The organism is Actinoplanes sp. HUAS TT8 (assembly GCF_051380535.1).
GTDB lineage: Bacteria > Actinomycetota > Actinomycetes > Mycobacteriales > Micromonosporaceae > Actinoplanes.
Window position 1 is genome coordinate 9,766,549 of sequence record NZ_CP195646.1, and the last position, 22,377, is coordinate 9,788,925.

The window sequence follows — 22,377 nt, forward strand, 5'->3', positions numbered from 1 at the left end:
GGCGTTTGATACATCACTTGAGAGCGCTGACAGGTCGCCAGAGCGAATGTATCGGTTAAGGTAACGGCAACCCACCCGTCGGTGACGCCGGGCCCAGTCTCTCCGGTAGCGAAGCTCTGAGCTGCGCAAACCGGGTCACCCGAGCGGCCTTCAGTGATGCCGCGAGGACGGAGGTGAGTGTGGAGATCCTTCTGTTGGTGACGGCACGTGCCGGTGAGCCTTCTGCCGTGCTGCCCGCCCTGGACCTGCTGCCCCACTCGGTACGGACCGCCCCCCGCGATGTGCGCACCCTGGTGTCGGGGCCGAGCCCCGACGCTGTTCTGGTCGACGCTCGCTCGGAGCTCTCCGAGGCGCGTGCCACGTGCCGCATGCTGCACGCCACCGGAATCGGTGTCCCGCTGGTCGCGGTCGTCACCGAGGCCGGCCTGATCGCCCTGAACGCGGACTGGGGCGTCGACGACGTCATCCTGGCCAGCGCCGGCCCGGCTGAGGTCGAGGCCCGTCTGCGGCTCTGTGTCGGCCGGATCAACAACGCGACCGCCGGTGCCGGTGGTTCGATCCGCGCCGGTGAGCTCAACATCGACCCGGACACGTACGCGGCGAAGCTCAAGGGTCGCCCGCTCGACCTCACGTACAAGGAGTTCGAGCTCCTGAAGTTCCTCGCCCAGCACCCGGGCCGGGTCTTCACCCGTGACCAGCTGCTGCGCGAGGTCTGGGGCTACGACTACTTCGGCGGCACCCGGACGGTGGACGTGCACGTCCGGCGCCTGCGGGCCAAGCTCGGCTCGGAGTACGAGTCGATGATCGGCACCGTGCGCCAGGTCGGCTACAAGTTCGTGACCCCGCCGACCGGCCGTCAGCTGCCGGACAACGAGCCGGTCTCGCTTCCGGTCTGATCTACGATTCGTCGCATGACGGAGCGATTGTCCGCCGAGGCGGCCGAGGCCGTACTGGCACTGGCCGCCGCGGCGGACTATTCCCTCTCCGAGGACGTGGAGCTTCGCGTCCGCAACGGCGGTGGCGAGCACGTTCTCGCCCACGCGCCGGACGGCACCCTCGCGGGGTATGCGTTCTTCGAGAACGGCTCCGGCGAGCTGGTCGTCCACCCGGCTCATCGCCGGCAGGGGCACGGCACCGCGCTGCTCGCCGCGGCCGGCCCCGGCCCGCTGCAGATCTGGGCGCACGGTGACGATCCCGGCGCCCGCGCTTTCGCCGAGCGCAGCGGCTTCACCCGGGCCCGCGTGCTCTGGCAGATGCGCCGCTCCCTGCTCGAACCTCTCCCCGACATCCCGCTGCCGGACGGTGTGACCGTCCGCGGTTTCCGGCCCGGCTCCGACGAGCAGGCCTGGCTCGGGGTGAACTCGCGGGCCTTCGCCCACCATCCGGAGCAGGGCCGCTGGACGCTCGACGACCTGCTCGTGCGCGAGTCCGAGCCGTGGTTCGACCCGGCCGGGTTCCTGCTCGCGGTCGACATCACCGACACCGTGCTCGGCTTCCACTGGACCAAGGTGCACCCGCCGGCCGGGGACGATCCGGCGCTGGGCGAGATCTACGTGCTCGGCGTCGACCCGAGTGGCCACCGCCGCGGTCTGGGCGCGGCGCTGAGCGTCGCGGGCCTGAAGCATCTCGCCGCGGCTGGGCTCCAGTGGTCGAACCTCTACGTGGACGAATCGAACGATGCGGCCGTGAAGCTGTACCGGCGCCTGGGATTCGAAATCCACACGACAGACATCAACTACCACAGGGCCTAATGGCTCCGCTTCGCTCCGCGCACAAACGCCTCGTCATCGGCGGCGTTTTGTGGTTTGGGTGAGTGTGACGACCGGCACCCTCGGTCACACGGCTTTGGCGATGGGTAGTAACCGCAGTTCATAGGTAACGCTGCGGACAAGGCCGTGTCTCGCTAGGGTCACGGCGTGGGCGGAATATCCGACATTTCGGGTAGCAAGTGCGCGGTTCACTTACCGGTCAACTTGCCCTCAGTGGACGGACACTTAACGGGGCAAACGTGTTCACCCCTAGTTCATTTGGGCCCGGCTCGACGGTCACTTGGCACTCTTAGTTTTCTCACCGAGCCGGTGAGCGACCGGCTGCACTGAACCCGAAGGGGACAACAACCGTGAAGTTCCAGCGGTCCGGTCTGGTTGCCGGCATTGCTTTGACTGCGACGATCGCACTCACCGCGTGCGGTTCCGACAACGACTCCAAGCCGGAAGCCGGCGCCGCCGCGCCGTCCGCCGGTACCTGCGTTGGTGGCACCATCTCGGCTCAGGGCTCCAGCGCTCAGAAGAACGCGATGGACGAGTGGATCAAGGCGTACGCGGCTTCGTGTACCGATGCCAAGATCGACTACAACCCGAACGGCTCCGGCGCCGGTGTGAAGGCCCTGATCCAGGGTCTGACCGACTTCGCCGGTTCCGACTCCGCCCTGAAGGACGACGAGCAGCCCCAGGCTGACGCCAAGTGCGCCTCGCCGGCCCTCAACCTCCCGATGGTCACCGGCCCGATCGCCGTGGTCTACAACGTCACGGGCGCCGACGGTCTCCAGTTCTCGTCGACCACCCTTGCCAAGATCTTCTCCGGCAAGATCACCAAGTGGAACGACCCGGCCATCGCCGCCGAGAACACCGGCGCGAAGCTCCCGGACGCCACCATCGAGGCCGTCCACCGTGCCGACGAGTCCGGCACCACGGACAACTTCACCAAGTACCTCAGCAAGACCGCCGAGGCGGATTGGACCTTCGGTAACGCGAAGGCCTGGAAGGCCCCGGGCGGCACCGGCGCCAACAAGTCGGACGGCATCGCTGCCAAGATCAAGAGCACCCCGAACACCATCTCGTACGTCGAGCTGTCGTTCGCGGAGAACAGCAGCCTGCAGGCCGCCAAGATCAAGAACGGCGCGGGCGAGTACACCGAGCTGACCGCCGACTCGGCCGGCAAGACGATCGAGGGTGCCACGATCAAGGGCACCGGCAACGACCTGAAGCTGGACATCGACTACAACGCCAAGACCGCGGGTGCCTACCCGATCGTCCTGGCGACGTACGAGATCGTCTGCTCCAAGTACGCCGACGCCGCCAAGGGCAAGGCCGTTCAGGGCTTCCTGAAGTACACGTCCTCCGCCGAGGGCCAGGCCAAGCTGAAGGACCTGGGCTACGCGCCGCTGCCCGAGGCGGTCCGCGCCAAGGTCGCCGCTTCGGTCGCCGCGATCTCCTGATCCCCCCGGTTCGTTAATCCCTCCGAGACGACAGCGAGCGCGTAGATGGGTGACAACCCCTCCCGCTCGGTGAACGCCACCGCCGGCGACCTGGGCGTGACTCCTCGTCACGCCCGGGGCGCCGGTTCTGGCGTATCTCCGAGCAGCCACGAAGAGCCCCCGGTCGGTGGGGGCGGTGCCCTGCCCAAGAAGTCCAGGTTCTCCATGGAGACCGGCTTCCGCGGTCTCTCCACCGCTGCCGGTGCGATGGTGCTGGTCATCATCGTCGCGATCGCCGTCTTCCTGATCTCGAAGGCGGTGCCGGCCATCCAGGCCGACAACGAGAACTTCCTGACCTTCAGCCGCTGGAGCCCGAACGAGGCGACGCCGGCCTTCGGTATCGCCGTCCTGGCCCTCGGCACCCTGCTGACCTCGATCATCGCGCTGGTCGTGGCGGTGCCGATCGCGATCGGGATCGCGCTGTTCCTGTCGCACTACGCCCCGAAGCGCCTGGCCACGCCGCTGGGCTTCGTGATCGACCTGCTCGCCGCGGTGCCCAGTGTGGTCTTCGGTCTCTGGGGCCGCGATCTGTTCCAGCAGCCGGTCCGGGACTTCTCGGTCTGGCTGAACCACTACTTCGGCTGGATCCCGATCTTCGGCGGTGATGGCCCGTTCGGCCAGTCGCTGATGCTCGGTGGCCTGGTCCTGGCGATCATGGTGCTCCCGATCGTCACCTCGCTCTCCCGTGAGGTCTTCCAGCAGACCCCGGCCATGAACGAGGAGGCCGCGCTGGCTCTCGGCGCGACCAAGTGGGAGATGATCCGCACCTCGGTGCTGCCGTACGGCAAGCCCGGTGTGATCGCCGCGGTCATGCTCGGCCTGGGCCGCGCGCTCGGCGAGACCATCGCGCTCGCCCTGACGTTGGGTATCACCTGGGAGATCTCGTTCAACGTGATCCAGACCGGTGGTAACTCGATCGCGGCGAACATCGCCAACTCCTTCAACGAGGCGAACGACACCGGCCGGGGCGCGCTCATCGCGTCCGGTCTCGTGCTGTTCGCGATCACGCTGATCGTCAACATGACGGCGCGGGCGATCATCTACCGTCGCCGCGAGTTCCGGGACAGTGCCGCATGAGCCTTCTGGACAGTGAGGTGCCCGGCGTCGTGATGACGCCGGACAACATCCGTAGCAAGAAGTTCCCCCTGGTCTCCAACCTCCTGGTCGCCGTCGCCGCGCTCGTGGTGTCGGCCGCGGTCGTGCTCGGCCTCGGCATCGGCAACTGGGTGCTGGTGATCGTGCTGGGCGGCGTGTTCTACCTGGTCGGCCTGAACTTCGCGGCCGGTCGGGTCGAGGGCAAGCGGGCCGCCCGTAACCGGATGTGGCAGACGGCCATCTACACCGCCTGTCTGCTGGCCGTGCTGCCGCTGGCCTCGGTCGTCTGGACCCTGATCTCCAAGGGCTCCAGCCGCCTGGACGGCGACTTCTTCGGCAGCTCGATGGCGAACATCGGCGCCCGCGACGCGAACGGTGGCGCCTACCACGCCATCATCGGCACCCTGGAGCAGGTCGGCATCGCCACCCTGATCGCGGTGCCGCTCGGCGTGCTCGGCGCGATCTACCTGACCGAGTACGGGCGGGGCAAGTTCGCCTCCACGATCCGCTTCTTCGTCGACGTCATGACCGGTATCCCGTCGATCGTCGCCGGTCTGTTCGTCCTCTCGTTCTGGGTGCTGATCGTCAGCAAGTGGTTCAACGACGGCAACCCGGAGTACTCGGGCTTCGCGGCCTCGCTCGCGCTCACCGTCCTGATGCTGCCGACCATCGTGCGTTCCACCGAGGAGATGCTGCGCCTGGTGCCCGGCCCGCTCCGCGAGGGTGCGTACGCCCTGGGTGTCCCGCAGTGGAAGACGATCCTGCAGGTCGTCCTCCCGACCGCGGCGCCCGGCATCGTCACCGGTGTCATGCTCGCCATCGCCCGCGCGGCCGGCGAGACGGCCCCGGTGCTGCTGGTCGCGGGTGGCCTCTCGCGGATCAACTTCGACCCGTTCAGTGGCGGTCAGGCCTCGCTGGCGCTCTACGTGTACCAGCAGGCCGCCGACGCCTCGAAGTACGCGCCGCCCCGGGCCTGGACGGCCGCGCTCACCCTGGTGGCGCTGGTCCTGATCCTGACCATCGCCGCCAAGCTGCTCGCCCGTCGCAACAAGTTGACCCGGTAAAGAAGGACCTCCCATGGCCAAGCGCATCGAAGCGAGCAACGTCTCCTCCTACTACGGCTCCTTCAAGGCGATCGACAACGTCTCGATGACCGTCGAGCCGAAGACGATCACCGCCCTGATCGGCCCGTCCGGCTGCGGCAAGTCGACCTTCCTCCGGTCGATCAACCGCATGCACGAGGTCCTGCCGAACGCGCGGATCGAGGGTCGTCTGACCATCGACGACCAGAACATCTACGACCCGGACGTGGACATCACGGCCGTCCGTCGCATGATCGGCATGGTCTTCCAGCGGCCCAACCCGTTCCCGACCATGTCGATCTACGAGAACGCGGTCGCCGGCCTCAAGCTCAACGGCGTCAAGAAGAAGGCTCTTCTCGACGACGCCGCCGAGAAGTCGCTGCGCTCCGCGAACCTGTGGGACGAGGTCAAGGACCGCCTGGACCGGCCCGGCGCCGGCCTCTCCGGCGGTCAGCAGCAGCGTCTCTGCATCGCCCGCACCATTGCGGTCGAGCCGCAGGTCGTGCTCATGGACGAGCCGTGTTCCGCGCTCGACCCGATCTCGACGCTGGCGATCGAGGACCTGATGTTCAAGCTGAAGGACCGCTTCACGATCATCATCGTCACGCACAACATGCAGCAGGCCGCCCGGGTCAGTGACAAGACCGGCTTCTTCTCGATCGACAAGACCGGCGAGCCCGGCCGCCTGATCGAGTACGACGACACGCAGAAGATCTTCAGCAACCCGTCGCAGAAGAAGACCGAGGACTACATCACCGGCCGCTTCGGCTGAGCGAGAACCACCATCAAGGGCGCCGATTCCTCCGTACGGGGAAATCGGCGCCTTTGATCTTTTAGAACGACAGCGTGGCCGTCCCGTCGGGCTGGACGTCGATGCGGGGCATGACCGGCGTCGCCGCGTCCCGATGCGCGGACGCGGCCACCACCCCGGCGATCGTGCCGCCCGCGGCGATCTGGTTCAGCGTGTGCCGGGTCGGCGGCAGCATCGGCAGGTCGGCCGAGTCGAGCGGGTCGATCCAGGCCGTCCGGTCGGCCTCCCCGGAGACGTCCCGCGCGTCCTGCGACTCGGGCAGCAGCGCCACGAAGAACCAGGTGTCGAACCGCTTCGGCTCGAACTCCGGGGTGATCCAGCGGGCCCAGGGCAGCAGCAGGTCGTCGCGCAGACGCAGGCCCCGGCGCTCCAGCAGCTCGGCCAGGGTCAGCTCGCGGCGCAGCACGGCCGCCCGATCCGATTCCCAGGCCGGGTCGTCGGCGTCGGCCACCGTGCGGTCCGGCTCGGCCGCGGGACCGGCCAGCACGACGCCGGCCTCCTCGAACAGCTCCCGGGCGGCGGCACCGACCACGGCCCGGGCCTGCTCCTCGGGCACACCGAGCCGGGCCGCCCAGTCGTCGCGCAGCAGCTCCGGACGGTCCGACGGGTCGACGCCGCCGCCGGGGAACGCGTAGACGCCGCCGAACGCCATCGACGTCATGCGGCGGAGCACGTACACCTGGAAGCTCGGCCCGGCCGGTCGCAGCAGGACCACCGTGGCCGCCGGGCGGGCCGGGACGGGCGGGCCGGTGAATTCCCGGGCCCTCTTCATCATCGCGGGCGGAAGCGGCATGGGCTCGGTCACCGCCCGATCCTGCCACCGGGCCCGCTCCGGGCGATACCGTATCGATCATGACCGGACAGAACGTTCGCTGGGGAATTCTCGGGCTTGGCGGGATCGCCGCCACCTTCGCCGCCGACCTGCCCCTGGTGCCGGGCGCCGAACTGGCCGCGGTCGGTTCGCGCGACCAGGCGACCGCCGACGCCTTCGCCGCGAAGCACGGATTCGCCCGGGCCCACGGCTCCTACGCCGCCCTGGCCGCCGACGACGAGGTGGACGTCGTCTACATCGCCACCCCGCACGCCTTCCACCACGCCGGCGCGCTGCTCTGCATCGAGGCCGGCAAGCACGTGCTGGTCGAGAAGCCGATCACCCTCGACCTGGCCACCGCCGCCCAACTGATCGAGGCCGCCCGCGCCCGCGGCGTCTTCCTCATGGAAGCGATGTGGATGCGCTGCAACCCGGCCATCCGCAAGGCCGCCGAACTCGTCGAGGAGGGCGCGATCGGCTGGGTCAGCTCGATCCACGCCGACTTCGGCCTGCAGGGCCCGTTCGACGCCGAGCACCGCCTGCGCGCCCCGGAACTGGGCGGTGGCGCACTGCTCGACCTCGGCGTCTACCCGATCCACCTGGCCCACCTGTTCATGGGCGCGCCCGCCTCGGTGCAGGCCTGGGCCCACCTCACCCCGGAACGCGTCGACGAAAACACCGGCATCCTCCTGGGCTGGCAGTCCGGCGCCGTCGCGGCCCTGACCTGCAGCATCAACGGCGAGAGCCGCAACGCCGCGTCGATCACCGGCACCGGCGGCCGCATCGAGTTCCCGCCCGGATTCATGGTGCCCCGCTCGTTCACGCTGCACCGCCCGGGCAAGGCGCCCGAGACCTACGAGTTCGAGTTCCCGGGCAGCGGCTACCAGTTCGAGGCGGCCGAGGTCCAGCGTTGCCTGGCCGCCGGCGAGCCGGAAAGCCCCCTGGTCTCCCAGGCGACCACGCTCGAAGTGATGAGCCTGCTGGATTCCATCCGCGAGCAGATCGGCGTCTTCTACACCTGAGATCACATTCTTCATTGCCTCGGTCCGCCGTGGTCCAGATCGTCGCTCCCGCGGGGACCCTTCCGGTCCTCGCAGGGCGCTGGCGCGCCCAGAACGCGAGGCCCGCAAGGGCGACGTGGTCGGGTGGGCACGGTCAAGGCAAAAAGCGGTTACCCGCCCCACCCCGTGCGCCAGCCCGCTCAACAGCCGACCCGCTCAACAGCCGACCCGCCCGCCGTAACGGGCCCGCGACGCCGCAGTCCCCCGAGCCCCTGCCGCGGGGTCCCGGTCTCCGGCTGGTGCTCACGGCTCTAAAAACGTCCAAAAACAGCCCTCAGTGCCAGCCGACGGGCGTGAGCCGCGGCTGGGGCGGGAGTGGCGACGGGATCGCGCGCGGGACGGGCGGGACGCCGCCGGGGCGGTCGGGTGCTGAACGCCGTACTGCGGAAATCTTTAGGTGAAGAAGGGGCGGACGACGAAGTAGAGCAGGCAGGAGATGAGCGCCGCCCCCGGGAAGGTGGTGACCCAGGCGATGAGGATGTTGCCGGCCACGTTCCACCGGACCGCGCTGATCCGCTTGGTCGCGCCCACCCCCATGATCGCCGAGGTGATCGTGTGGGTGGTGGAGATCGGCGCGTGCAGGACCCAGGCGTTGAAGTAGAGGACGGCGCTGGCCACGGTCTCGGCCGCGAAGCCCTCGGCCGGTCCCAAGTCGATGATCTTACGGCCCAGGGTGCGGATGATGCGCCAGCCGCCGGTGTACGTGCCGGCCGCCAGCATCGTCGCCGAGGCCCAGAAGACCCACTCCGGAATGTCCGTGGCCGTGCTCTGGTAGCCGCCGCTGTACAGGGCCAGGACCACGATCCCCATCGTCTTGGCGGCGTCCTGGGTGCCGTGGCCGATCGCCATCAGGGCGGCCGAGAACGTCTGCGCGTGGCGGAACCCACGGTTGAGCCGGCCGGGGTGGCCGCGGCGGAAGATCCACATGATGGCGACCATGGCCAGGAAGCCCAGGATCAACCCGACGATCGGCGAGATGACCATCGGGACCAGGACCTTCTCGATGATGGTGGCCCACTGGACCTCACCGATGCCGGCGAACAGGGTGGCGCCGACCAGGCCGCCGAAGAGCGCGTGGGACGAGCTCGACGGAAGCCCGAAATACCAGGTGATCAGGTTCCAGCAGATGGCGCCGAGCACGCCCGCGAAGACGATGCCGAGGCTGGGGACGCCGGTCGGCAGGGAGACCAGCCCGTCACCGACGGTCTTGGCCACCTCGGTGCCGAAGTGCGCGCCGATGAAGTTGCCGACCGCGGCCATGGCCAGGGCGGCCCGCGGGGTCAGCGCGCGGGTGCTGACGCTTGTCGCGATCGCGTTGGCCGCGTCGTGGAAGCCGTTGGTGTAGTCGAACACCATCGCGGCGGCGATCACCGCCAGGACGGCGACGAGTTCCGGGGACAACCTCAGGACTCCTTGACCGCTATGGTCTCGACCGTGTTGGCCACGTGCTCGAAGGCGTCACAGGCGGCTTCCAGCTCGTCGGCGACCTCCTTCATCTTCAGGACGGTGAGCGCGTCGTACTCCCCGGAGAAGAGCCGGACCAGCAGCATCCGGTAGGCCCGGTCGCCGTCGTTCTCCAGCCGGTTTATCTCGATCCAGTAGTCCTCGAGATTTTTCATCGAGCGCAGTCGCGGCATGGCGTCGGCGGTGATCCGGGCCTGCTGGTCGAGAACGGTGATCAGCTCGTGCATCTCGCGCGGGAGCGAGGGCAGCTCGGTCAACCCGTACAGGTAGAGCAGGTTCCCGACGGCTTCGAGGTGGTCCATCACGTCGTCCAGCTGCGAGCCGAGCGAGTAGATGTCAGCCCGGTCGAACGGCGTGATGAAAGTCGAGTTGATCTTCTTGTACAGCTCGTGCGTGATCGCGTCGCTGTCGTGCTCCACGTCGCTCAGCCGCTCGCTGACCGACTGGACGTCCACCCCGGGCAGGGTCAGCTCGTTGAGCAGCTCGGTGCCCTTCACCAGGTTGTACGAGGCCTTGGTGAAGAGGTCGTAGAAGACACCCTCGACGGGGCGGAATGAGAACTTCACGGTGCGGACCTCGATCGACGGGCTTTTTCGTTTGATCTCCGACCCGCATGCTATCGGTCCCGCTGAGTTCACCCTTTCGACACGGCACTGAACCGTCTCGTGGGCGCCGCGCGTTCGGGCTGGTGGGAGCTTCGCAGATAGCGGGCCAGCCCGTGCAGGTCCGTGTCGGCGATCACGTCCACGCCGGCCGCCCACAGTTCGGCCCAGACCGCGGCCCGGGCCCGCTTGGCCCCTTCCGGCAATCCGCTGATCCGCACGGTACGGCCGTCCTCGTGCGCCGCCCGCACCAGCGCGTGCAGCAGATGCCGCTCCTCGGCGGCGATCGGTTCCCGGCCGTCCCACCCGAACCGGTGCGTCCACGCCTCGCTGAGCACCGGCGCCAGCTCGGCCGGGACCGAGCGGGAGCCCAGGTCGTCGAAGCCGGCCTCGGTGAACGCGTACCGCACCGGCTGGGCCGCGAGCAGGTCGCGGGCGTCGACGATGCCGGCCACGGTCACGGTCACCACGCCCGGGGTCATCCGGCCGGCGTTGCAGCGGCTGAGCAGGGGCGCGTGGTCCCGCAGCTGCTGGTCCAGCATCCGGTAGGCCCGCAGCAGCGACTCGGTGTCCCGGCTCGGCCCGGTGAACTGGACGACCAGCTGGAACGGCGCCTGCTGGTCGTGCCAGAGGCGGCCGCCGGTGGCCTGGGCGCGGGTGAACAGCGGGGCCAGCACGAGCCGGCGCAGGGTGCGGCCGGGTTGCGGGGCGCCGGGGCCGAGGAACAGTTCGCCGTGCGGGCCGGGGACGACCCGTACGGTCATGCCGCCCAGCCCGAGCCGCAGCACCGCCGGCAGCGGGTCGGTCAGCCGGTCCGGGACCAGTGCGTGGCCCCCGGCCAGGCTGGTGCGGGTCCGGCGGGCCAGCGCGATCGACATGGCTCCCCCCGCGCCCGCGAGTCCGGCCAGACTGCCGGCGAGAGTTGCCATGTCCTGCACGTGCCACCACCCTATTTGAGCAAAAAATCCCTTTTACACTGTGGCACAGGTGATACCCGACCCCGGGCATCCCGCGCAGAATTGGCACCATGCCGTCGCCCGCCGCGAGTGAGTTCGAGGCCCACCGGTCCTACCTGACGGCCGTGGCCTTCCGAATGCTGGGCAACCGGGCCGAGGCCGAGGACGCGGTCCAGGAGGCCTGGCTGCGGTTCGCCCAGCAAGATCAAGATCAGATTCGCGACGTACGGGGATGGCTGACCACGGTCACCGGCCGGATCTGCCTCGACCAGCTCAACTCCGCCCGCGTCCGCCGTACGTCCTACACCGGCGAGTGGCTGCCCGCGTTCGTCGTCGACCCCGACGCCGACCCGGCCGTGCTGGCCGAACGGGCCGACCAGGTCAGCATCGCCCTGCTCGTGGTCCTGGAACGGCTCACCCCGGAACAGCGGGTCGCGTTCGTGCTGCACGACGCGTTCGGCGTGCCGTTCGAGGAGGTGGCCACCGTGCTCGACACCACGCCCGCGGCGGCCCGGCAGCACGCGTCGCGCGGGCGCAAGGCGGCGGCCGACGGCGGGATCCGGCACTCGGCCGGACCGGCCGAACAACGCCGTGTCCTGGCGGCGTTCCTGACCGCGGCTCAGAGCGGAGACGTCCGTACCTTAGCGGCGGTTCTGGCCCCTGAGGTCGTCGCGATCAGCGATGGTGGCGGCGTGGTCCGCGCGGCGCTGCGCCCGGTCTACGGTCCGGAGAAGGTGGGCCGCTTCTTCCACGGCCTGCTGAGCCGCCGGCTGGACGACGTGCTCGACATGCGGGTCGAGCCGGTGCTGGTCGAGGGCGACGCCGGGATGCTGCTGCACGGCACCCGGGGCGACGGATCCCGGCTGCTGGTGGTGCTCACCGTCGCCGTCGAGGCCGGGCAGATCACCGGCATCTTCGTGCAGCAGAACCCGGAGAAGGTGTTACTGGGTGACCTCGGATAGGTGCTTGCGGTAGTGCGTGGCGAACGGCTCGGTGCCGTCACCCAGCCGGCCCATCAGCAGCTGCGCGGCCGCGTTGGCCTCGACGACCAGATCCTCCGGATAACCGAACTGGACCCGGTGCTCCTCGAACTCGTCCTCGTCGCGCAGCTCGACCAGCCCGGTCTCGCGGCGCCGGACCACGTCCAGGTCCAGGTCGATGATGTGGACCGTGTCACCCTCCCAGCGCGCCGGGGTGGTGATGTCGCAGTAGACCTCACTGGTCCGCGGAGGCGGGTTGAACATCCCGGTCCACCACGCGTGATGGGGGACGAGCAGGACGAACGGGATCTGCTCGACCGACGGCCGGCCGTGGTAGACCGAGGCCGTGCCCTGGGTCACGCCGACCCAGATGCCCAGGTCATCCTCGGCCAGGCGACGCGCCGGATAGTCGCGGTGGGCCGCACCGTCGTACTTGGTGTAGATGACCCGGACCATCTCGCTCGGCATGGGTGCACCCTAACGGTGACCCGGATATGTCGGTGGTGCCGGGTACGGTTCCTGCGTGCCCGCAGCAACCAAGAAGAAGGCGACCGCCGAGCAACTCCTCGCCGCCGCGGTCGGAGCCGTCCCCGGTGGGTCCGCCCGCCCAGGTCAGCAGGCCATGGTGGCGGCGATCGACAAGGCCATCAAGGACCGTGAGCACCTGCTCGTGCAGGCCGGCACGGGCACCGGCAAGAGCCTCGGATATCTGACCCCGGCCCTGCTCGTCGAGGGCCCGGTCGTCGTCTCCACCGCCACCCTCGCCCTGCAGAACCAGCTGGTCGAGCACGACCTGCCCCGGCTGGCCGCCGCGGTCGAGCCGGTGCTCGGGCGCAAGCCGACGTTCGCCGTGCTCAAGGGCCGGCATCACTACCTGTGCGCGGCCAAGCTGGAGCACGTCGACGAGCAGGCGCCGACCGACACGCTCTTCGACGACGCGCCCGCGCCCAAGGCCGGCCAGTGGCTGGGCGAGGCCGGGCGGCTCGGCAAACAGGTCGTCCGGATCCGGAGCTGGGCCGAGAAGACCCAGACCGGTGACCGCGACGAGCTCGACCCGGGCGTCGAGGACGCGGCCTGGCGCTCGGTCTCCATGCCGGCGCGCGACTGTGTCGGCGCCGCCCGCTGCCCCTACGGCCAGGAGTGCTTCGCCGAGGCGTCCCGGGTGCGGGCCCGCGAGGCCGACATCGTGGTCACCAACCACAGCCTGCTCGCCGTCGACATGATCGCCGACCGGCACATCATCCCGCCGCACAAGCTGCTCGTCGTCGACGAGGCCCACGAGCTGGCCGAGCGGGTCTCCTCGGCGTCCCAGGCCGAGCTCACCCCCGAGTCGATCGAGCGGGCCTCCCGCCGCGCCCGCACCCTGATCCCGCAGGCCGCCGCCGAGTCGCTGGCCGAGGCGGCCGACGCGCTCACCGTCGGTCTGGCCGACGTGCCGGCCGGGCGGCTCACCGACGGCCTGCCCGACCCGCTGCGGCAAGCCGTCACGCTGCTCGAAACGGCGACCCGGGCCGGTCTCACCGCGATCGGCGACATCAAGAGCGACGACCCCGATCCCGTACGGAAACAGCAGGCCAAAGCCGTCCTCGACGAGCTGTCGGCAACCGCTCAGCGGCTGCTCGAAGAGGACGACTTCGACGTCGCCTGGGTCGAGAAGTCGGAGATCGGCGCCGGCCGCCGAGCGCTCGTCGTGGCCCCGCTGTCGGTCGCCGGCACGCTGTCCCAGGCGCTCTACGAGGACCGCACGGTCGTGGCCGCGTCGGCCACACTGACGCTGGGCGGCCGCTTCGACACCGTCGCCCGCTCGCTCGGCCTGCCCGTCTCCGGCACCGACAGCACCGGCGACGGCTGGACGTCACTCGACGTCGGCTCCCCGTTCGACTACCCCAAACAGGGCATTCTGTACGTGGCGGCGCACCTGCCCCGCCCGGCCGCGTCCGGTCTGCCCGACGCCGCCGGCCAGGAACTGCTCAAACTGGTCGAGGCGCTCGGCGGGCGCACCCTCGGCCTCTTCTCCTCCCGCAAGGCGGCCACCCAGGCGGCCGAGCTGCTGCGCGCCAAGACCGACCTGCCGATCCTGCTCCAGGGCGACGAGACCCTGCCGATCCTGGTCCGCAAATTCCGGGAGGAGAAGTCGAGCTGCCTGTTCGGCGTCATGTCCCTCTGGCAGGGCGTCGACGTGCCCGGCGACGCGTGCCAGCTCGTCGTCATCGACCGGCTGCCGTTCCCCCGCCCGGACGAGCCGCTGGCCGCGGCCCGCTCGGCCGCGGTCGACGCCACCGGCGGCTCCGGCTTCGCGGCGGTCAGCGTCCCCATCGCGGCGATCCGCCTGGCCCAGGGCGTCGGCCGGCTCATCCGGTCGACCGGCGACAAAGGCGTGGTCGCGGTCCTCGACTCCCGGCTGGAGACCGCCCGGGGCTACGGGACGTTCCTGCGCAACTCGCTGCCCCCGTTCTGGTACACCACCAACTCGGACGTGGCGCTCGGCGCCCTGAAACGGCTGGGATCGGTCGAGTGAAGCTGATCGCCTGCACGTTCCTGGTCGCGGCCGACGGCTCCCTGCTGCTGCAGCTGCGCGACGATCAGGCCCCCGCCTACCCGAACGTGTGGGGCCTGCCCGGCGGGGCCATCGAGCCCGGCGAGACCCCGGTCGAGGCGGCGGCCCGCGAGCTGCTGGAGGAGACCGGCCTGCGGGCCGACGGGGAACTGTTGCTCTTCGAACGCCAGGAGCTGCCCGCCGAGGGCCGGATCAAGCACTACTTCCACGGCCGTACGACCGCTGCCCAGGCCGACGTGATCCTCGGCGAGGGCGCCGCGATGCTCTTCATCCCGGCGGCGGAGGTACTGGACCGCCCGTTCACCCCGGGCAGCGCCGAGGTCATCGCCCGCTTCCTCGCCTCCCCGCAATACGATTCCGCCGTCGCCTCCGCGTGACCGGTGCGGTGGGCGTGTCACGATGGCTGCCGTGACGGGGCCGGGGGTTTGGTATGGGCCGCCCGCGCCGGCTCCGAAGCGGCGCCGGCGGTGGGTGAGTGCTGTCGTGGGCGCGTGGATCGTGGTGCTGGCGCTGCTGTCGTGGTGGTCGATCCGGAATGATCCGGCGACCGTGCCGGAGCAGCGCAGTGTCGGGCAGGCGATGCCGGCGCTGCGGAAGGCGGCCGGGGTGCTGCTGGCGGCCGTGGATCGGGCGGTGGCGCAAGGGGTGGCCGCGCCCAGTTCGACTCCGGCCGACGGGGCGCCGTGGGCGGTGCGGATCGGGGCAGTTCGGGCCGACAGCTGCGAACTCACGCCGGTGCGGGACGGGGTGGAGGCCGGGCGGGACGTGTACCTCTATGTGCCGCAGGGGCGAGCCCAGGAAGCGTTGGAGCGGGTCGCGGCGGCGCTGCCCAAGGAGTATCGGGCCGGCGTGGTGGCGGCCCGGGTGGGAACGAAGCTGTCGCTCTTCGGGGACGCGGGGGACTTCATCGCGGTCGAGGCCGAAGGACAGGCCGACGATCAGGTGCTGACGCTCTCGGTAGCGACCGGCTGCCGGCCCGGAACGGTGCCCCGCGGGAACGACTCGGGCGGGTTGTCCGAGGAACTCGGGAGTGACCCGGCGGCGGGAGTGGCGCCGACAGCGCTGGGGGAGACCCTGGCGGCGCTCGGCGGGCGGGCCGGCGCCGCAGTGTCGACGCAGGTGGTGGCGTGTCCCGGGGGCGGGGTCGCGGCGACCTATCAGGCGACGGGCGGGGCGAGCGGGGACGGGCCGCGCGGGGTTCCGGCCGGCGCGACGCCGGTGTGGTCGGGGGCGGGCGGATGGGCGTACGGGAAAGGCTCGGAATCTGTTGTCGTTGATGACAACGGGGAAAACCTGCAGGTCAGCGTGACCACCACCTGCGCTCAGTAGACGAGGGCCTGCGCGCCCTCGGTCATGATCTCCTCGACGAAGACGGCGGCGCCGGCGATGCGGATGCCCGGGAGGACGTCATCGGGGCCGATGTCGCGGCGGGCCGCGCACTGGGTGCACGCCGTGATCCGGCCGGCCTCCAGCAGGACCTCGATCAGGTCGGGGAGCGGCGCGGCATGCGGCAGCTCGAACTCGGCGGCGCGGCCGGGCAGGGCGAACCACGTGGACTCGCCGGTCAGCCAGAACGACACGTCGACCCCGGCCGTGACCGCGGTCGTCGCCACGTTGAAAGCCTGGTTGCAGCGTTCCGGGGCGTCCGCGCCGGCGGTGGCCTTGACGACCAGCAAACGTGCCATACCGGCCAGCATAAGATGGGCCGGTCATGGTTACAGAGATCGGGTTCGTGAGCCTGCTGGTCGCCGGGATGGGCGCGCTGGCGGGCGGTTTCGGCTATCTGGCGATGCGTATTTCGAGGGGGCGTTGGTGAGCGACGGCGAGACGGAAAACCCACTGGGCCCGCCACCGTGGCTCAACGCCCCTCCGGTCGGCGCCTACCCCTACGAGGACACGCACGACCTGCGGGTCGGGCCGGACCTGCACCCGTCGCTGCTCGGGCTGCTGCCGTTCATCGGCCTGTGGCGTGGGCGCGGGCAGGGCGGCTTCCCGGCCGAGGAGGACTTCAACTTCGCCCAGGAGATCCGGCTCAGCCACGACGGGCGAGACTTCCTGCGCTTCGAATCGCGGGCCTGGCTGCTCGACGACGAGTCGCAGCCGATCGGGCAGGCGCTCACCGAGTCCGGCTTCTGGCGGCCCGTGCTCGTCGACGGGCGGCCCGGGGACGAGATGGAAGCGACCATGATCCGGCCGGACGGGGTCGCCGAGCTGTACCTGGGGAAGGCCGCCACCACGCGGCTGGAGATGGGGACGGACGCGGTGGCGTACACGCCGTCCGGGCTGCACGTGACCGGTGGGCATCGGCTGTTCGGGGTGGTCGAGGGGGCGCTGCTCTACGCGCACGAGATCTCCATCGACAACAGTGAGCTGACGCCGCACATGTCGGCGCGGCTGCTTCGCATCGGCGGCTGAGCAGGGGTTTTTGCCGGGGAGCCGGGTTGTCGGCTCCCCGGTGGGTTATCCACAATCTGGGGTTGTCCACAGGCGGGGACGGCGCGCGAGCGTGATCTTGGGGATTCGCGCGATAATGGTCGTGGGATCGCCCCCCTGTGGTGCGGTGGGGGCTGTCGAGTTAGAAGCCGAGCAAGGTCAACAGCCGGGGAGTCCACGGCGAGCGCTCCCGGGCCTCCCCGTCCAGCGCAACCACCTCGGCCAGCCCGCGCAGCGACGACGCCAGCCAGATCGCGTCGGCCGCGGCCAGTTCCGGCAGCGTCACCATCCGCTCGACCGGGCGCAGCCCGACCGTCGGCGCCAGCGACAGCAGGTGCGCCGCGGTGATCCCGGGCAGGATGGGTGCCTGTTCCCACGGGACGGTGCACAGTTCGTCGCCGGCCAGCCACACCACCGACGATGTGGGGCCTTCCAGGACGTACCCCTCGCTGGAGAGCCAGACCACGTCGTCAGCTTGATGTCGCGCCGCCCAGCGGCGGGCCGCGAAGTTGCTCGCGTAGGAGAGTGACTTGGCGGCGGACAGCGACCACGGCGGGCGGCGTGTGACGGTGACGCCGAGGTCGGCGCTGAGCACCCGGATTCCGTCGTGGCGTTCGCGCAGCACTTGGGCGGGGATTTCGGTGACGCCGACGTGCAGCAGGTTCCGCGTGTAGATGATTCTCATCGCACCGACTTGTCCGATAAAGCGCGACAGATCGGGCGGTTCAAAAACTGGCAGGTCGAGCAGCGCCGCCGACCGGGTCAGGCGCGCGAGGTGCTCGGCCAGCAGCCACGGCCCGGACGGGCGCAGATGCAGGGTCTCGAACACCCCGTCCCCCAGAAGATCGGCGGGGGACACCAGGATCTGCTCGTTCATCAACGTGAAACTAGCGAACTATGCTCGTGGGGTGTCCGCCACTTCGCTTGCCGCCATGCTTCGAGAGCGCGGCCTGCGGCTCACCCCGCAGCGCCAGCTGATCCTGGAAGCAGTGCACGAGCTCGGCCACGCGACCCCCGAGTCGGTGCACAACGCGGTCCGCGAGCGGGTCGCCGGAGTCAACATCACCACTGTGTATCGGACGCTGGAGCTGCTGGAAGAGCTCGGCCTGGTCAATCACACCCATCTCTCGCACGGTTCGCCGACCTATCACGCGGCCGGGGAGCATCAGCACGTCCATCTGGTGTGCCGGTCCTGTGGCTCGATCGAGGAGATGGATCCGGCCGTGCTGCGCCCGGTCTGTGATCAGCTGCTGGCCGAGCGGGATTTCCGGGTCGATGTGGGGCACGTCTCGCTGTTCGGGGTTTGTGGCAAGTGCAAGGAGTCGGAGTGACCGTCGTCATGGTCGAGGATCTCGACCCCAGTTCGGCCGACGCGGGCGTTCCCGCGCACTTCGGCGACCCGATGAAGGAGCAGCGGCTCCTGGAGACCGCGGTCGGCCTGGTCGATCGGTCGAATCGGGACGTCATCGCCGTTCCGGGTCCGGAGCGGGCGAGCTGGCTGCACACGCTGACCACGCAGCATCTTTCCGCGCTCTCCAGCGGCGAGGCCAGTGAGCTGCTGGTTCTCTCCCCGCACGGGCACGTGGAGCAGCACGCCTTCGTGACCGAGGACGGGACGACGGCCTGGCTCGACACCGAGCCCGGGGCCGGCGCCGGCCTTTTGAAGTATCTGGAGATGATGCGCTTCTTCACCCAGGTCGAGCCGCGCGAGGCGACGGGCGAGATCGCGGTGCTCTCCCTGGTCGGGCCGGCCGCGGCCGACCTGTTCCCCGACCTGGCGGCACCCCGGGTGGGCGCGGTGCCGGGTCCGAAGTTCGCCGCCGGGTCCGTGCCACCCGAGGCCACGGCCATTTATTCGGTACGGACTTTTGAGGGCGGCCTGGCTCGCCGCGTCCCGCTCGGTGTGGACCTGCTGGTGCCCCGCCAAGCGAAGACTTCCGTGATCGAGAAGCTCGGCGTGCCCCGCGCCGGCCTGTGGGCTTACGAGGCGATCCGCGTCGCCGCCCGCAGCCCGCGCCTGGGTCACGAGACCGACCACAAGACGATCCCCGCCGAGGCCGACTTCCAGGCGGCCGCCGTGCACCTGGACAAGGGTTGCTACCGGGGGCAGGAGACGATCGCCCGGGTGCATCACCTCGGCCGGCCGCCGCGCCGCCTGGTCATGCTGCACCTGGACGGGATCGCCACCGACCACCCGCCGGTGCACGGCACGCCCGTGGAGTTGGACGGGCGGGCGGTCGGTTTTGTCGGGACCGCGGTGCGGCATCACGAGTTGGGGATGGTCGCGCTGGCCGTGCTCAAGCGGAACGTGGCCGACGACGCGCGGTTGACCGTGGGTGAGTCGGCGGCGGCGATCGACGCCTGATCGGCGGCTGAGGGGCGGCGTGGCCGGCGCTTGAGGGCGGTCGGTGGCTGGCTGCTTGTGGGGGCCTGCTTCCGCCGTACGGCGAAAGCGGTTTTGGTTTTCGGTGCCGGAAGCCCGATGGCAGGATGACCGGCATGACCGGGACCTTGATCACCGTCGCCCCGACCGGCGCGGAGAGCGACAGGACGGACGTGCCGGCTCGGCCAGAGACCCTGGACGAGCTGGTCGCGACCGCGAAGGAGTGCGAGGCGCTCGGCGCCTCGATGATCCGTGTGCACCTGCGGGACGCGGACGGGCGGCGGACCGTGGACGCGCTGCGCGAGTCGACCGGGCTGATCGTTCAGCTCGCGTCCGGCCGCGCGGTGGACGGCGTGGAGATGGCAACGTGCGCGGTTGATGCCGCGTCGCACACCCGGCTGCGGGCGAGCGGAGTCGTTGCGACGTACGAGATCACCGACCTGGGTCAGTTCGCCGGCCTGCGGCGACTGCTCGACGAGCACGGGCTGCCGTTCGGCGGGCACGTTCACCTGGACCTGGTGCTGGGCGCGCCCGGCGGGATGCCCGGCACGGCGGCCGCGCTCGTCGCGTGCGAGCAGGCGATCCGCGACCTGCCGCCCGGGACCACGTTCTCAGCGACCGGCGTCGAGACCGCCACGATCCCGGTTCTGCTGACCTCACTGGCGACCGGCGGTCACCTGCGGGTCGGATCGGAGGACACCATCCGGTACGACAGGAGTCGTCTCGTCGAGTCGAACATGCAGCTGGTGGCCCGCGCGGTCGGGTTCGCCCAGCTGGCCCAGCGCACGCCGCTGACCCCGGCCCAGGCGCGCGAGCTGCTGGGGGTTCCGGCCCGATGAGCAGCAGCAGCGTTGTCGTCGCCGAGGTGGTCCGCTCCGGGTTCGTCGAGAGCGTGCACCACGGGATCATCGCCTTCAGCGACAAGTCGGGCGTGGGCGAGATCGGTCAGCCGTTCTTCCCGCGCTCGTCCAACAAGCCGTTGCAGACGGTCGGGATGCTGCGCAGCGGTCTCGTGCCGCGCGAGGAGACCGACCTCGCCATGATCAGTGCCAGTCACGATGCCGAGCCGTTTCACGTGGATCGGGTGCTCGGCATCCTGGCCGCGGCCGGGCTCGGGCCGGAAGCGCTCGGCTGCCCGGCCCAGCTCCCGCACGGCGAGCAGGCGCGTGACGCGTGGCTGCGGGGTGGGGGCGGCCCGGAGCGGATCCTGATGAACTGCTCGGGCAAGCACGCCGGGATGCTGGCGACCTGCGTGGTGAACGGGTGGGACCTGGGCACGTACCTGGATCCTCGGCACCCTCTGCAGGTCGCGCTGGCCGACGCGGTGAGCGAACTCACCGAGGAGCCGATCGCGGCCGTCGGCGTGGACGGCTGCGGTGCCCCGGTCCTGGCCGTCACGCCGATCGGGCTGGCCCGGGCCTTCCAGCGGCTGGTCGAGGCCGAGCCGGGCACGCCCGAGCGGCGGGTGGCCGACGCCATGCGGGCGCATCCGGAGCTGGTGGCCGGGACCGGGGCGCCGGACACCGTACTGATGGGCGCGGTTCCCGGGCTGCTGATGAAGAGCGGGGCCGACGGGGTGGTGGCGGCGGCCGTGCCGTCGGTCGGCGGGGTCGCGGTGAAGATCTCCGACGGGGCGATGCGGGCCCGGGTGCCGGTGCTGATCGAGGCGTTGCGGCGCCTCGGGGTGTCGACACCCGACCTGACGGAGCCGGTGCTGGGCGGCGGACAGCCGGTCGGCGAGGTTCGCGCGGTCCGGTTCGCCTAACGCCCGTGTGGGATGACTCACGCTAGCTCTTGTTAGCACTTTGCTTGCAAGAGCTAGCAGGGCGCGCTAACTTCGGGACATGGCCAACAAGGACCTGCCCCAGGACATCGGAACCTTCATCCGCGACCTGAGGCAGACCGCGAAGATCTCGCTGCGGCAGCTCGCCGACAAGGCCGGGGTGAGCAACCCCTACCTCAGCCAGATCGAGCGTGGCCTGCGTAAACCGAGCGCCGAGGTGCTGCAGCAAATCGCCAGCGCCTTGCGTGTGTCGACGCCCGCGATGTATTTGCGGGCCGGACTGCTCGATGGCGAAGGCCAGCAGGGAGTGCTGGCCGCCATCGCGGTCGACCCGGAGCTCACGATCGCGCAGAAGCAGTCCCTGACGCAGATCTACGAGACGTTCCGCAACGAGAACGCTCGGAACGCGCCCGTTCCCCAGGAGCCGGCGCCCGTGACAGACCCCTCGGAAGAGGAGGAGCTGTTGAAACAGGCCCTGCTCGCGGAAGAGAGCGGCGCGCCCCGGACCACCCCGATCGCCGAGGAGACGAAATGACCGAGCAGACCAAGACCAAGATCCCGACCCCGCTGTACGCCGCGGCCGGCGCCGGTGACCTCGCCTACCAGCAGCTTCGTAAGCTGCCGGCCGTGCTGACCGAGCTGAGCGACCGCGCTGTCGCCTCGCTGCGGACGGCCAACGTGCAGGCCGGCGAGTTGCAGAAAAAGGCCGCCGTCCAGGCCGGTGAGCTGCAGAAGAAGGCGGCCGGGACCGACTTCGACGCGCTGCGCACCAACGCGCAGACCGCGGCCACCGCGTTCGCGCAGATCGCCCAGGAGCGGGCCGTCGCCGCGTACACCGCCCTCGTCGCTCGCGGCGAGAAGGTCGTCGGCACCGGCATCGTCGAGTCCGCCGAGGTGGTGAACGCCGACATCGAGGCCACCGAGGCGCCGAAGGCCGTCGAGGCCGCGATCGACGAGGCCAAGGCCGTGGAGTCGGCCGAGGCCGCCCCGAAGCCGCGCAAGCGGGCCAAGGCGACCCCGGCCCCGAAGCCGGGCGAGTAACAAGCCCAGGCGCGGCCGTCTCCCGCTCTCCACTTTTTGCGCGAGCGGCCGTCCCCTGCTTC

The 22,377-nt window shown here is 70.2% G+C and carries 25 protein-coding genes and 1 pseudogene; 19 read left to right on the plus strand and 7 right to left on the minus strand.

Translation table 11 applies throughout. From position 1 onward, the window contains the following. Positions 1–179: 179 nt before the first annotated feature. From ACSHV8_RS43450 to pstB, 6 genes are all read left to right on the plus strand, one after another. Positions 180–896, plus strand: coding sequence for a winged helix-turn-helix transcriptional regulator (locus ACSHV8_RS43450; protein ID WP_436525886.1), 717 nt, complete (start codon positions 180–182; stop codon positions 894–896). 15 nt (positions 897–911) lie between these two features. Next, the gene (gene mshD / locus ACSHV8_RS43455; RefSeq protein WP_436525888.1) at positions 912–1,751 is read left to right on the plus strand and encodes a mycothiol synthase; all 840 of its coding nucleotides are present in this window, start codon (positions 912–914) and stop codon (positions 1,749–1,751) included. 368 nt (positions 1,752–2,119) lie between these two features. Then, entirely contained in the window at positions 2,120–3,217 is a 1,098-nt protein-coding gene (gene pstS / locus ACSHV8_RS43460) for a phosphate ABC transporter substrate-binding protein PstS (protein ID WP_436525890.1), read from the plus strand. A 45-nt stretch (positions 3,218–3,262) separates the two neighbouring features. Then, positions 3,263–4,333, plus strand: a complete 1,071-nt coding sequence (pstC, locus tag ACSHV8_RS43465; RefSeq protein WP_436525892.1) for a phosphate ABC transporter permease subunit PstC — start codon at positions 3,263–3,265, stop codon at positions 4,331–4,333. Positions 4,334–4,365: 32 nt separating this feature from the next. After that, positions 4,366–5,415, plus strand: a complete 1,050-nt coding sequence (gene pstA / locus ACSHV8_RS43470) for a phosphate ABC transporter permease PstA (protein WP_436537215.1) — start codon at positions 4,366–4,368, stop codon at positions 5,413–5,415. A gap of 13 nt (positions 5,416–5,428) precedes the next feature. Further along, positions 5,429–6,205 carry a phosphate ABC transporter ATP-binding protein PstB gene (gene pstB, locus ACSHV8_RS43475; RefSeq protein ID WP_436525894.1) on the plus strand — a complete coding sequence of 259 codons (777 nt, stop codon included), beginning with the start codon at positions 5,429–5,431 and terminating at the stop codon, positions 6,203–6,205. A gap of 61 nt (positions 6,206–6,266) precedes the next feature. On the opposite strand, the gene ACSHV8_RS43480 is transcribed toward pstB, so the two are convergent. Further along, positions 6,267–7,037 (minus strand): NUDIX hydrolase, encoded by a 771-nt coding sequence (locus ACSHV8_RS43480; RefSeq protein ID WP_436537217.1) that lies wholly within the window; start codon positions 7,035–7,037, stop codon positions 6,267–6,269. A 59-nt stretch (positions 7,038–7,096) separates the two neighbouring features. Between ACSHV8_RS43480 and ACSHV8_RS43485 the strand changes: the two genes are divergently transcribed. Beyond that, positions 7,097–8,077 carry a Gfo/Idh/MocA family protein gene (locus ACSHV8_RS43485; protein WP_436525896.1) on the plus strand — a complete coding sequence of 327 codons (981 nt, stop codon included), beginning with the start codon at positions 7,097–7,099 and terminating at the stop codon, positions 8,075–8,077. A gap of 432 nt (positions 8,078–8,509) precedes the next feature. Here the strand turns inward: ACSHV8_RS43485 and ACSHV8_RS43490 are convergent, their stop codons facing one another. From ACSHV8_RS43490 to ACSHV8_RS43500, 3 genes are all read right to left on the minus strand, one after another. After that, entirely contained in the window at positions 8,510–9,517 is a 1,008-nt protein-coding gene (locus tag ACSHV8_RS43490) for an anion permease (protein ID WP_436525898.1), read from the minus strand. Positions 9,518–9,519: 2 nt separating this feature from the next. After that, the gene (locus tag ACSHV8_RS43495; protein WP_436525900.1) at positions 9,520–10,146 is read right to left on the minus strand and encodes a DUF47 domain-containing protein; all 627 of its coding nucleotides are present in this window, start codon (positions 10,144–10,146) and stop codon (positions 9,520–9,522) included. Positions 10,147–10,214: 68 nt separating this feature from the next. Then, entirely contained in the window at positions 10,215–11,111 is an 897-nt protein-coding gene (locus ACSHV8_RS43500) for a hypothetical protein (RefSeq protein ID WP_436525902.1), read from the minus strand. 98 nt (positions 11,112–11,209) lie between these two features. On the opposite strand from ACSHV8_RS43500, the gene sigJ reads away from it, so the two are divergent. After that, complete coding sequence (gene sigJ / locus ACSHV8_RS43505; RefSeq protein ID WP_436525904.1) at positions 11,210–12,100, plus strand: RNA polymerase sigma factor SigJ; 891 nt, start codon at positions 11,210–11,212, stop codon at positions 12,098–12,100. On the opposite strand, the gene ACSHV8_RS43510 is transcribed toward sigJ, so the two are convergent. Continuing rightward, complete coding sequence (locus ACSHV8_RS43510; protein WP_436525906.1) at positions 12,080–12,586, minus strand: DUF402 domain-containing protein; 507 nt, start codon at positions 12,584–12,586, stop codon at positions 12,080–12,082. The genes sigJ and ACSHV8_RS43510 overlap by 21 nt on opposite strands. A 55-nt stretch (positions 12,587–12,641) precedes the next feature. Here ACSHV8_RS43510 and ACSHV8_RS43515 point away from each other — a divergent pair, with 55 nt between their 5' ends. From ACSHV8_RS43515 to ACSHV8_RS43525, 3 genes are all read left to right on the plus strand, one after another. Beyond that, the gene (locus ACSHV8_RS43515; protein ID WP_436525908.1) at positions 12,642–14,636 is read left to right on the plus strand and encodes an ATP-dependent DNA helicase; all 1,995 of its coding nucleotides are present in this window, start codon (positions 12,642–12,644) and stop codon (positions 14,634–14,636) included. Further along, positions 14,633–15,052: an NUDIX hydrolase gene (locus ACSHV8_RS43520; protein ID WP_436525910.1), complete on the plus strand. Its 420-nt coding sequence runs from the start codon at positions 14,633–14,635 to the stop codon at positions 15,050–15,052. Before ACSHV8_RS43515 ends, ACSHV8_RS43520 begins: the two co-directional genes overlap by 4 nt. Before the next feature lie 94 nt (positions 15,053–15,146). After that, a complete protein-coding gene (locus tag ACSHV8_RS43525) occupies positions 15,147–16,004 on the plus strand; it encodes a hypothetical protein (protein ID WP_436525912.1) in 858 nt (285 codons plus the stop codon). On the opposite strand, the gene ACSHV8_RS43530 is transcribed toward ACSHV8_RS43525, so the two are convergent. Continuing rightward, entirely contained in the window at positions 15,998–16,372 is a 375-nt protein-coding gene (locus ACSHV8_RS43530) for a DsrE family protein (RefSeq protein WP_436525914.1), read from the minus strand. The two genes, ACSHV8_RS43525 and ACSHV8_RS43530, sit on opposite strands and share 7 nt — an antisense overlap. 14 nt (positions 16,373–16,386) lie before the next feature. On the opposite strand from ACSHV8_RS43530, the gene mtfM reads away from it, so the two are divergent. Further along, complete coding sequence (mtfM, locus tag ACSHV8_RS43535) at positions 16,387–16,491, plus strand: small membrane protein MtfM (protein WP_275408060.1); 105 nt, start codon at positions 16,387–16,389, stop codon at positions 16,489–16,491. Continuing rightward, positions 16,488–17,090, plus strand: coding sequence for an FABP family protein (locus ACSHV8_RS43540; RefSeq protein WP_436525916.1), 603 nt, complete (start codon positions 16,488–16,490; stop codon positions 17,088–17,090). The genes mtfM and ACSHV8_RS43540 overlap by 4 nt, the downstream gene beginning before the upstream one ends. A gap of 160 nt (positions 17,091–17,250) precedes the next feature. Here the strand turns inward: ACSHV8_RS43540 and ACSHV8_RS43545 are convergent, their stop codons facing one another. Continuing rightward, entirely contained in the window at positions 17,251–17,985 is a 735-nt protein-coding gene (locus ACSHV8_RS43545) for an aminotransferase class IV (RefSeq protein ID WP_436525918.1), read from the minus strand. Positions 17,986–18,040: 55 nt separating this feature from the next. On the opposite strand from ACSHV8_RS43545, the gene ACSHV8_RS43550 reads away from it, so the two are divergent. The 6 genes and pseudogenes from ACSHV8_RS43550 (at position 18,041) to ACSHV8_RS43575 (ending at position 22,315) form a co-directional block, all read left to right on the plus strand. Beyond that, positions 18,041–18,439, plus strand: coding sequence for a Fur family transcriptional regulator (locus ACSHV8_RS43550; protein WP_436525920.1), 399 nt, complete (start codon positions 18,041–18,043; stop codon positions 18,437–18,439). Between the two features lie 8 nt (positions 18,440–18,447). Then, positions 18,448–19,473 (plus strand): CAF17-like 4Fe-4S cluster assembly/insertion protein YgfZ, encoded by a 1,026-nt coding sequence (ygfZ, locus tag ACSHV8_RS43555; RefSeq protein ID WP_436537219.1) that lies wholly within the window; start codon positions 18,448–18,450, stop codon positions 19,471–19,473. A 125-nt stretch (positions 19,474–19,598) separates the two neighbouring features. Then, positions 19,599–20,330 (plus strand): 3-keto-5-aminohexanoate cleavage protein, encoded by a 732-nt coding sequence (locus ACSHV8_RS43560; RefSeq protein ID WP_436525922.1) that lies wholly within the window; start codon positions 19,599–19,601, stop codon positions 20,328–20,330. Next, entirely contained in the window at positions 20,327–21,256 is a 930-nt protein-coding gene (locus ACSHV8_RS43565) for an asparaginase (protein WP_436525924.1), read from the plus strand. Before ACSHV8_RS43560 ends, ACSHV8_RS43565 begins: the two co-directional genes overlap by 4 nt. A 79-nt stretch (positions 21,257–21,335) precedes the next feature. After that, a pseudogene (locus tag ACSHV8_RS43570) lies at positions 21,336–21,678 on the plus strand (helix-turn-helix domain-containing protein); the annotation flags it as partial. Between the two features lie 127 nt (positions 21,679–21,805). Beyond that, complete coding sequence (locus ACSHV8_RS43575; protein ID WP_436525926.1) at positions 21,806–22,315, plus strand: hypothetical protein; 510 nt, start codon at positions 21,806–21,808, stop codon at positions 22,313–22,315. The last annotated feature ends 62 nt before the right edge of the window (positions 22,316–22,377 follow it).

Excerpts from the sequence above, each read along its gene's own strand:
- ACSHV8_RS43550 (WP_436525920.1), top strand. The coding sequence starts at position 18,041 with ATGCTTCGAGAGCGCGGCCTGCGGCTCACCCCGCAGCGCCAGCTGATC.
- pstC (WP_436525892.1), top strand. The coding sequence starts at position 3,263 with ATGGGTGACAACCCCTCCCGCTCGGTGAACGCCACCGCCGGCGACCTG.
- mshD (WP_436525888.1), top strand. The coding sequence starts at position 912 with ATGACGGAGCGATTGTCCGCCGAGGCGGCCGAGGCCGTACTGGCACTG.
- sigJ (WP_436525904.1), top strand. The coding sequence starts at position 11,210 with ATGCCGTCGCCCGCCGCGAGTGAGTTCGAGGCCCACCGGTCCTACCTG.
- pstA (WP_436537215.1), top strand. The coding sequence starts at position 4,366 with ATGACGCCGGACAACATCCGTAGCAAGAAGTTCCCCCTGGTCTCCAAC.
- ygfZ (WP_436537219.1), top strand. The coding sequence starts at position 18,448 with ATGGTCGAGGATCTCGACCCCAGTTCGGCCGACGCGGGCGTTCCCGCG.
- ACSHV8_RS43545 (WP_436525918.1), bottom strand. The coding sequence starts at position 17,985 with ATGAACGAGCAGATCCTGGTGTCCCCCGCCGATCTTCTGGGGGACGGG.
- ACSHV8_RS43565 (WP_436525924.1), top strand. The coding sequence starts at position 20,327 with ATGAGCAGCAGCAGCGTTGTCGTCGCCGAGGTGGTCCGCTCCGGGTTC.
- ACSHV8_RS43530 (WP_436525914.1), bottom strand. The coding sequence starts at position 16,372 with ATGCTGGCCGGTATGGCACGTTTGCTGGTCGTCAAGGCCACCGCCGGC.
- ACSHV8_RS43485 (WP_436525896.1), top strand. The coding sequence starts at position 7,097 with ATGACCGGACAGAACGTTCGCTGGGGAATTCTCGGGCTTGGCGGGATC.
- ACSHV8_RS43575 (WP_436525926.1), top strand. The coding sequence starts at position 21,806 with ATGACCGAGCAGACCAAGACCAAGATCCCGACCCCGCTGTACGCCGCG.
- ACSHV8_RS43480 (WP_436537217.1), bottom strand. The coding sequence starts at position 7,037 with ATGCCGCTTCCGCCCGCGATGATGAAGAGGGCCCGGGAATTCACCGGC.
- ACSHV8_RS43500 (WP_436525902.1), bottom strand. The coding sequence starts at position 11,111 with ATGGCAACTCTCGCCGGCAGTCTGGCCGGACTCGCGGGCGCGGGGGGA.
- ACSHV8_RS43560 (WP_436525922.1), top strand. The coding sequence starts at position 19,599 with ATGACCGGCATGACCGGGACCTTGATCACCGTCGCCCCGACCGGCGCG.
- pstB (WP_436525894.1), top strand. The coding sequence starts at position 5,429 with ATGGCCAAGCGCATCGAAGCGAGCAACGTCTCCTCCTACTACGGCTCC.
- ACSHV8_RS43510 (WP_436525906.1), bottom strand. The coding sequence starts at position 12,586 with ATGCCGAGCGAGATGGTCCGGGTCATCTACACCAAGTACGACGGTGCG.
- mtfM (WP_275408060.1), top strand. The coding sequence starts at position 16,387 with ATGGTTACAGAGATCGGGTTCGTGAGCCTGCTGGTCGCCGGGATGGGC.